This window comes from Streptomyces sp. MBT53, from assembly GCF_016654115.1.
GTDB lineage: Bacteria > Actinomycetota > Actinomycetes > Streptomycetales > Streptomycetaceae > Streptomyces.
Genome location: NZ_JAEQAZ010000054.1, coordinates 40,039 through 47,210, shown reverse-complemented (window position 1 = coordinate 47,210; position 7,172 = coordinate 40,039). Strand labels below are relative to the sequence as shown.

Genomic DNA, 7,172 nt, shown 5'->3' with positions numbered 1-7,172 from the left:
GACCGCCAACATTCTTAGGGACCCCGCATGATCCAGGACCCGAGTATGAGGGCCGCTCAGCGGTCCGGTGAACTCGACTGGCTGCTGGACGACTTGGTGCTGCGCGTCGGCGAGGTACGGCACGCGGTCGTGCTGTCCAACGACGGCCTCGCCATCGGCGCCTCCACCGACCTCGACCGCGAGGACGCGGAACACCTCGCCGCGGTGGCCTCCGGATTCAACAGCCTCGCCAAGGGCGCCGGGAGGCACTTCGGCGCCGGCGGAGTGCGGCAGACCATGGTGGAGATGGACGACGGCTTCCTGTTCGTGGCAGCGGCCGGGGACGGCTCCTGCCTCGCGGTCCTCACCGCTGTGACCGCTGACATAGGCCTGGTGGCGTACGAGATGGCACGGCTGGTCAAGCGCGTCGGCGAGCACCTGTACACGCCGCCGCGCGTCGGTGCGCGGCCACCCGCCGCCGGATGAGGCGAGAAGGCGGTCCGTTCCGATGACCGAAGACATGACCGGTGTCCCGCACGAGCCGGGCAGCCAGTGGTACGACCAGGAGGCCGGGCCTCTCGTCCGCCCCTACGCCATGACGGGCGGACGTACCAAACCAGGCCCTACGGGAGTGAAGTTCGACCTCATCGCGCTGGTCACGCTGGACGCGGGCGCGCCCGGTTTCGACGACACCGGGCTCGGACCGGAACACCGGGCCCTCATCGACCTGTGCCGCGTGGAGACGCAGTCCGTCGCCGAACTGGCCGCCGGAGCCGACCTCCCCCTGGGGGTGGTCAGGGTGCTCCTGGGCGACCTCCTGGAGCTCGGCTGTGTCACCGTCAGCCGTCCGGTGCCGCCCGCGCAGCTTCCTGACGAACGGATTCTGCGCGAGGTGATCGAGGGACTCCGGGCACTGTGACGAAACTTCAGCACCACTCGAACGCGTACGACGACGACTTGTGCAGCCATCCGGACACCGAACAGGTGCGAGACGGTCACATCGGGCAAATAGCGGTCCAATCGCCCAGTGCGAGGCCGTACTTGTCAGGATGCACTCCTACGGACGTCGACCGTTGCCGGTACTCCCGAGAGAAGTGATCGATGGTCTCCGAGCACTCCGATGCCGAAGGCGGCGAGACGACCGCCCTGGCGTTGAAGATCCTGGTCGCCGGCGGATTCGGCGTGGGCAAGACCACCATGGTGGGCGCGGTCAGTGAGATCAGGCCGCTGCGCACCGAGGAACTGCTCAGCGAGGCCGGTCAGTTGGTGGACGACACCGACGGCGTGGACCAGAAGGTCACGACGACCGTCGCCATGGACTTCGGTCGCATCACCATCAGGTCCGGCCTCTCCCTCTACCTGTTCGGCACACCGGGCCAGGACCGCTTCTGGTTCCTGTGGGACGAACTGTCGCAGGGGGCGCTGGGAGCCGTGGTCCTCGCGGACACCCGGCGCCTTGAGGACTGCTTCCCCGCGGTCGACTACTTCGAGCACCGGCACATCCCGTTCGTGGTGGCCGTCAACTGCTTCACGGGCGCCCGCAGTTACGGCGCCCACGACGTCTCCCGCGCCCTCGATCTCGACCGGGGAACACCGGTGGTCCTGTGCGACGCCCGGGACCGAGACTCGGGGAAGGAGGTGCTGATCCGGCTCGTCGAGTACGCCGGACGGATGCACACCGCCCGGATGCTCGACTCGGTGGGCTGACCACCGGGGCTCTCATTCCGAAATCCCCTTCAGGGCCACCACCTTCTCGACCGTGACGCGGACGAGGAGTTCGCCCGGCACCCCATTGCGGGCGCCGAACTCCTCGGCACGCTCCTCGCCCATGTACCGGGCCCCGATCCGGGCGGCCCAGTACCGGAGTTCGCCCGGTTCCTCCGACAACGCGGCGCGCCCCTGCAGCACCACGAAGTCGAACGGCGGCCGATCGTCGTCCACGCAGAGGGCGACTCGCCCATCACGGGCCAGATTGCGCCCTTTTACCGTTCCTTTCGCGGTGTTGAACACCACGTCGTCCCCGTCGAGCAGGAACCAGATCGGCGCCACATGTGGGCTCCCATCGGCGCGAACGGTCGACAGCTTGCCCGTGCGCGTGCCGTGCGAGACGAACGCCCGCCATTCCTCGTCGGTCATGTTCTGTGCCATGCCCCTATCCTCCTTGCCCGGGCGACGGGCGTGGTGAAGGCTGACGGGAGATCCTCCGGCAGGGGGAGACGCGACACGGGGAGGCCGGAACATGGCGCAGAACCAGGGACTGAGCTGGCTGCTGGACGATCTGACCGAGCGCGTCGAGCACGTACGCCACGCTCTGGTCCTGTCCAACGACGGACTGGTGACCGGCGCCAGCACGGGACTTCGCCGCGAGGACGCCGAACACCTCGCCGCCGTCTCTTCCGGACTGCACAGCCTGGCCAAGGGCTCGGGACGCCACTTCGGCGCCGGCGGGGTACGGCAGACGATGATCGAGTTCGACGACGCCGTCCTGTTCGTCACCGCCGCGGGCAGCGGCAGCTGTCTGTGCGTCCTCAGCGGCGCGGACGCGGACATCGGCCAGATCGCCTACGAGATGACACTGCTCGTCAACCGCGTCGGCGAACACCTCGGCGTGGACGCCCGACAGCCCGAGCGAACTCCCGTCACAGACCTCTGACCTGCGAGTTCGCCAGCTCCCGCCAAGTTATCCACAGGCTCGCCACGAGATTCTTCGATCCGGCTACGGTTTGTCCATCGCGAACGCACACAGCGTGAGCAACGGACTCCGCGGGGGAGATCGACCATGGCAGGCAACACCATCACCACACCGCCGGAACTCTCGTGCGTGCCGAGTCGCGCGGCACGGGAACTCGGCCTCAAACGCGGCGAGTTCGACCTCGCCGTCCATCTCGGACGCATCCGCACCCTGCCCGACGAAGGGGGCGGCGGCCGACGCGTCGCCCGCACCGAGATCGACCGACTCCGCTCGGCCGAGGGGTTCCCGGAATCGCTCGCGGAGAGCGTCAGGACCGTGGGCACCACGGACGGTGCGGCCCTCATGGAAGTCACCTGCGCCCGGTTCACCCGCCTCGCCCGGCTGGGACTGGTGGTGCCGGTGAGGTTCTATCTGAACCGCTACCGGGCCGTGGTCTGGCTCTATCTCGCCGAAGAACTACGGCAGTTCGCCACCGACAAGAACCACACCTCACTGCTGAACGGCCGTACGCCCGAAGGTCTGCGCGACCAACTCCGAGAGGGTTTGGATCTACGGCCCCGCAACTGGCGTGGACGCCATCTGGGATTCCTGCTGCGGGAGACGGACGGCCCGTGGGAACGCGCGGGCGCCCTGTCCGCCCTGCTCGACCCCGTGCAGGTGGCGGAGATCGTCAAGGACCCCTACGAGCGTGTCCACTTGAACCGGTTCCGGCCCGACCTGCCCGCCCACGGCGCTCCGGGTTCGCCCTCCGCTCACCTCGCCGAGCGGATCATGACGGCGACAGACCCGGACGAGATCAGCTGGCTGCGGGCGGACCTGGCCCAGGTGCTGGACGAGGCACGCCGCCGGCGCCCCGCACCGCGACCTACCTCCGAATCGGCCGGAGCCCCGTTGTCCCTGAGCGAGCACTCGCCCGAGCCGGTGCCGGAACCCGAGCGATCACGCGGCATGTTGAGCTGGCTGCGCCGCAGAAACGCGTGAGCCGCAGAAACGGGTGAGTCGCAGCGCACGCACACCCACCGGTTACAGCGCTCTGAACAGCCCTTCCTGGACGACCGAGACGAGCAGGCGTCCCTCCAGGTCGTAGATGCGCCCGCGGGCCAGACCGCGTCCGCCCGTCGCGATCGGGGACTCCTGGTCGTACAGGAACCACTCGTCCGCGCGGAACGGCCGATGGAACCACATCGCGTGGTCCAGCGACGCCATGTCGAAGTTCCGCGGCCCCCACAGGGGTTCGACGGGGATCCGGACGGCGTCCAGGAGCGTCATGTCGCTGGCGTACGTCAACGCGCAGGTGTGCACCAGCGGATCGTCGCCGAGCGGCCCCACCGCGCGCATCCATACGGCGCTGCGCGGCTCGGCGTCCTTGATCTCCTCGGGGCTCCAGCGCAGCCCGTTCGCGTACCGGATGTCGAAGGGCTGACGGCGTGCCATCCGCTCCAACTGCTCGGGCAGCACGCCCAGATGTGCCCGGACCTCCTCCGACACCGTCGGCAGGGACTCCGGGTCCGGGACCTCGCGGGCCGGCAGCTGGTGCTCGAAAGGACCTTGCTCAGGCTTGTGGAAGGAGGCGGTGAGATTGAAGATCGTGCGGCCCTGCTGCACGGCGGTGACCCGACGGGTGGTGAACGACCGCCCGTCCCGCACCCGCTCGACCTGGTACACGATCGGCACGCCCGGCCGGCCCGGGCGCAGGAAGTACGCGTGCAGCGAGTGCACGGGGCGGTCGCCCTCCGTGGTGCGCCCCGCGGCGACCAACGCCTGGCCGGCGACCTGGCCGCCGAAGACCCGCTGGAGGGACTCGTGCGGACTGCGGCCACGGAAGATGTTGACCTCGATCTGCTCCAGGTCGAGCAGGTCGACGAGCCGCTCTGCCGGGTTCGTCATGGGTGGGATTCTCCTGTGCTCACAGCTGGCCGACGTCGGTGACACGGACGACCGCACGGCCCTCCGCGTCGGAGGCCGCGAGATCGATCTCCGCGCTGATGCCCCAGTCATGATCGCCGTTCGGGTCGGCGAAAATCTGCCGAACGCGCCACAGGTTGTGCTGCGGCTCCTCCTCGATGAGCAGCAGCTTGGGCCCGCGGGCGTCGGGACCGGTGCCGAGGTCCTCGTACTCGTCCCAGTACTTGTCCATCGCCTCACCCCACGCGTCCGCGTCCCAGCCGGACTCGGCGTCCATCTCGCCCAGTTCCGCGACATGGTCGAGGGCGGCCAGCTCGACCCGGCGGAACATCGCGTTGCGGACGAGGACCCGGAAGGCACGCGAGTTCGCGGTGACCGGCTTGACCTGGTCGGCCTTCTCCTGGGCCTCCTCGGCGGTCATCTCCTCCGGGTTGGCCAGCTGCTCCCACTCGTCCAGCAGGCTGGAGTCGACCTGGCGCACCATCTCGCCGAGCCAGGCGATGAGATCCTCCAGATCCTCGGACTTGAGGTCGTCCGGGACGGTGTGGTCGAGGGCCTTGAAGGCACCGGCGAGGTAGCGCAGCACGATGCCCTCGGTGCGCGCCAGCTCGTAGTACGAGGTCAACTCCGTGAAGGACATGGCCCGTTCGTACATGTCACGGATCACGGACTTGGGCGACAGCGGGTGGTCGCCGACCCACGGGTGGCTCTTGCGGTACGTGTTGTACGCGTGGAAGAGCAACTCCTCCAGCGGCTTGGGGTAGCTGACGTCCTGGAGGCGCTCCATGCGGTCCTCGTACTCGACGCCGTCCGCCTTCATGGCCGCCACGGCCTCGCCGCGCGCCTTGTTCTGCTGGGCCGCCAGGATCTGCCGCGGGTCGTCCAGTGTGGACTCGACGACGGACACCATGTCCAGCGCGTACGACGGCGATTCGGGGTCGAGCAGCTCGAACGCGGCGAGCGCGAAGGTCGACAGCGGCTGGTTGAGCGCGAAGTCCTGCTGCAGGTCGACCGTGAGGCGCACGATGCGGCCCTCGGCGTCCGGGGTGTCGAGCTTCTCGACGATGCCGCCGTCCAGGAGCGAGCGGTAGATCGCGATCGCGCGCCGGATGTGCCGCAACTGCTGCTTGCGCGGCTCGTGGTTGTCCTCCAGGAGATGCCGCATCGCCTCGAAGGCGTTGCCCGGACGGGCGATGACCGACAGCAGCATCGTGTGCGTGACCCGGAACCGGGACGTGAGCGGCTCGGGCTCGGAGGTGATGAGCTTCTCGAAGGTGCCTTCCGTCCACCCGACGAAACCCTCGGGCGCCTTCTTGCGGACGACCTTCCGGCGCTTCTTCGGATCGTCGCCCGCCTTGGCCAGTGCCTTCTCGTTCTCGACGACATGTTCCGGGGCCTGGGCGACCACGAGCCCCGCCGTGTCGAAACCGGCGCGGCCCGCGCGGCCCGCGATCTGGTGGAACTCACGGGCGCGCAGCGTGCGCACCCGAACGCCGTCGTACTTGGCCAGCGCCGTGAACAGCACTGTGCGGATGGGCACGTTGACGCCCACCCCGAGTGTGTCCGTACCGCAGATGACCTTCAACAGGCCTGCCTGCGCGAGCTTTTCCACCAGACGCCGGTACTTCGGCAGCATGCCGGCGTGGTGCACGCCGATGCCGTGCCGTACGTAACGGGAGAGATTGCGGCCGAACTTGGTGGTGAAGCGGAAGTTGCCGATCAGCTCGGCGATCTGGTCCTTCTCCTCGCGCGAGGACATGTTGATGCTCATCAGCGCCTGCGCCCGCTCCACGGCCTGCGCCTGCGTGAAGTGCACGATGTAGACCGGCGCCTGCCGGGTCTCCAGCAGCTCGGTCAGCGTCTCGGTGAGCGGGGTCAGCTTGTACTCGTAGGACAGCGGCACCGGACGGACCGCCGAGCGGACCACCGAAGTGGGGCGCCCGGTGCGGCGGGTGAGGTCCTTCTCGAACATCGCGACGTCGCCGAGCGTGGCCGACATCAGGATGAACTGCGCCTGCGGAAGCTCCAGGATCGGGATCTGCCAGGCCCAGCCGCGGTCCGCCTCCGCGTAGAAGTGGAACTCGTCCATGACGACCTGGCCGACGTCGGCGTGCTTGCCGTCGCGCAGCGCGATCGAGGCGAGGACTTCCGCGGTGCAGCAGATGATGGGCGCGTCCGAGTTCACGGACGCGTCGCCGGTCAGCATGCCGACGTTCTCGGTGCCGAACATCTTGCACAGCTCGAAGAACTTCTCCGAGACCAGCGCCTTGATCGGGGCGGTGTAGAAGGTGACCTCGTCCCGGGCCAGCGCGGCGAAGTGCGCACCGGCGGCGATCATGCTCTTGCCGGAGCCGGTGGGCGTCGACACGATCACGTTCGCACCGGAGACCACCTCGATCAGCGCCTCCTCCTGATGGGGGTAGAGCGTGAGACCGCGCTCCTTGGCCCACGACTCGAAGGCTTCGTAGAGGGCGTCGGGATCTGCGGTCGGCGGCAACTGGTCGATGAGGGTCACGACCCCATCTTGCCTGGCGTCCCGGTCGATGGGGGAATCGGCTGCGGAGATGAAGATCGCTACCGCTACGCTGTGTCGCCG

Annotated in this window: 8 protein-coding genes; 5 read left to right on the top strand and 3 right to left on the bottom strand. The window is 68.5% G+C overall.

The window, feature by feature from the left end:
• Positions 1–27: 27 nt before the first annotated feature.
• From JHN45_RS21460 to JHN45_RS21450, 3 genes are all read left to right on the top strand, one after another.
• A complete protein-coding gene (locus JHN45_RS21460) occupies positions 28–465 on the top strand; it encodes a roadblock/LC7 domain-containing protein (RefSeq protein WP_200708984.1) in 438 nt (145 codons plus the stop codon).
• A 22-nt stretch (positions 466–487) separates the two neighbouring features.
• Entirely contained in the window at positions 488–898 is a 411-nt protein-coding gene (locus JHN45_RS21455) for a DUF742 domain-containing protein (protein WP_201050083.1), read from the top strand.
• A 182-nt stretch (positions 899–1,080) separates the two neighbouring features.
• Positions 1,081–1,686 (top strand): ATP/GTP-binding protein, encoded by a 606-nt coding sequence (locus JHN45_RS21450; RefSeq protein WP_019069338.1) that lies wholly within the window; start codon positions 1,081–1,083, stop codon positions 1,684–1,686.
• 12 nt (positions 1,687–1,698) lie between these two features.
• Here JHN45_RS21450 and JHN45_RS21445 read toward each other — a convergent pair whose 3' ends face one another.
• Positions 1,699–2,127 carry a PPOX class F420-dependent oxidoreductase gene (locus JHN45_RS21445; RefSeq protein ID WP_200708986.1) on the bottom strand — a complete coding sequence of 143 codons (429 nt, stop codon included), beginning with the start codon at positions 2,125–2,127 and terminating at the stop codon, positions 1,699–1,701.
• Between the two features lie 91 nt (positions 2,128–2,218).
• Here JHN45_RS21445 and JHN45_RS21440 point away from each other — a divergent pair, with 91 nt between their 5' ends.
• Positions 2,219–2,632, top strand: coding sequence for a roadblock/LC7 domain-containing protein (locus JHN45_RS21440; protein WP_019062680.1), 414 nt, complete (start codon positions 2,219–2,221; stop codon positions 2,630–2,632).
• A gap of 126 nt (positions 2,633–2,758) precedes the next feature.
• Complete coding sequence (locus JHN45_RS21435) at positions 2,759–3,652, top strand: DUF6397 family protein (protein ID WP_201050082.1); 894 nt, start codon at positions 2,759–2,761, stop codon at positions 3,650–3,652.
• A gap of 42 nt (positions 3,653–3,694) precedes the next feature.
• Here JHN45_RS21435 and JHN45_RS21430 read toward each other — a convergent pair whose 3' ends face one another.
• Both JHN45_RS21430 and JHN45_RS21425 read right to left on the bottom strand, forming a co-directional pair.
• Entirely contained in the window at positions 3,695–4,558 is an 864-nt protein-coding gene (locus JHN45_RS21430; RefSeq protein WP_200708989.1) for an acyl-CoA thioesterase II, read from the bottom strand.
• 19 nt (positions 4,559–4,577) lie between these two features.
• Positions 4,578–7,091, bottom strand: a complete 2,514-nt coding sequence (locus tag JHN45_RS21425; protein WP_200708990.1) for a DEAD/DEAH box helicase — start codon at positions 7,089–7,091, stop codon at positions 4,578–4,580.
• Between the last annotated feature and the right edge of the window lie 81 nt (positions 7,092–7,172).

Excerpts from the sequence above, each read along its gene's own strand:
- JHN45_RS21460 (WP_200708984.1), top strand. The coding sequence starts at position 28 with ATGATCCAGGACCCGAGTATGAGGGCCGCTCAGCGGTCCGGTGAACTC.
- JHN45_RS21455 (WP_201050083.1), top strand. The coding sequence starts at position 488 with ATGACCGAAGACATGACCGGTGTCCCGCACGAGCCGGGCAGCCAGTGG.
- JHN45_RS21450 (WP_019069338.1), top strand. The coding sequence starts at position 1,081 with ATGGTCTCCGAGCACTCCGATGCCGAAGGCGGCGAGACGACCGCCCTG.
- JHN45_RS21445 (WP_200708986.1), bottom strand. The coding sequence starts at position 2,127 with ATGGCACAGAACATGACCGACGAGGAATGGCGGGCGTTCGTCTCGCAC.
- JHN45_RS21440 (WP_019062680.1), top strand. The coding sequence starts at position 2,219 with ATGGCGCAGAACCAGGGACTGAGCTGGCTGCTGGACGATCTGACCGAG.
- JHN45_RS21435 (WP_201050082.1), top strand. The coding sequence starts at position 2,759 with ATGGCAGGCAACACCATCACCACACCGCCGGAACTCTCGTGCGTGCCG.
- JHN45_RS21430 (WP_200708989.1), bottom strand. The coding sequence starts at position 4,558 with ATGACGAACCCGGCAGAGCGGCTCGTCGACCTGCTCGACCTGGAGCAG.